The sequence below is a fragment of the Vibrio sp. 1069 genome (assembly GCF_033340555.1).
Window position 1 is genome coordinate 1 of sequence record NZ_JAWOWP010000600.1, and the last position, 602, is coordinate 602.

The following is a 602-nucleotide window of genomic DNA, read 5'->3' on the forward strand; positions in this document are numbered from 1 at the left end:
CAGCTTCTTCATAGTCACTCCTTATTGAAATGTCAGAGACCAACTGTTGATTGTACCTGTGTCTCTTCTGGCACTGTCGACGGCTTTAAGTTCCCAAGAACCTTGTGATTCAAAACCAGAGAAATCAACTTGGAAAGTGGTTTTAATATCATTAGCGCTGCCGCCAGTATTGTCGTGAAGCACGACTTGTCCACCTGTCGGTGAAGTCAGAGTCACTCGTAGGTCACCGATGTAAGTATGGCTAATATCTACGTCAATGCTTACAGTACCTGAGTCGCCAGTGCGATCGACATTCAGTGCGCTGATGGCACCAGAGGTTTTGTTGTCAGGAATCGCAACAGGGTTAGTGTTTGAGTAGCTAGAATCTGCAGAGCTACCGCCACCGTCAGGACCATTACAGCCCGCATCCAAGAACAACTTCGCCGCTTCCGCATTCACTAGGCCGTGACCTGTGCGGTTATCTCGACCTGCAACATCAATGTCTGTCGCGGTTTTGATCAACGCGTTACGTACTTGCGCTGCGGTACACGTTGGGTGGTAACTCCACACCAAGCCAGCTACGCCCGTTACGTGCGGAGTCACCATCGAAGTGCCGTTGTAGT

Annotated in this window: 1 protein-coding gene; it reads right to left on the reverse strand. The window is 50.0% G+C overall.

Going from position 1 to position 602, the window contains the following annotated elements:
• Positions 1–21: 21 nt before the first annotated feature.
• A partial coding sequence (locus tag R7040_RS27985) for a proprotein convertase P-domain-containing protein (protein WP_318097820.1) occupies positions 22–602 on the reverse strand: 581 nt, incomplete at its 5' end.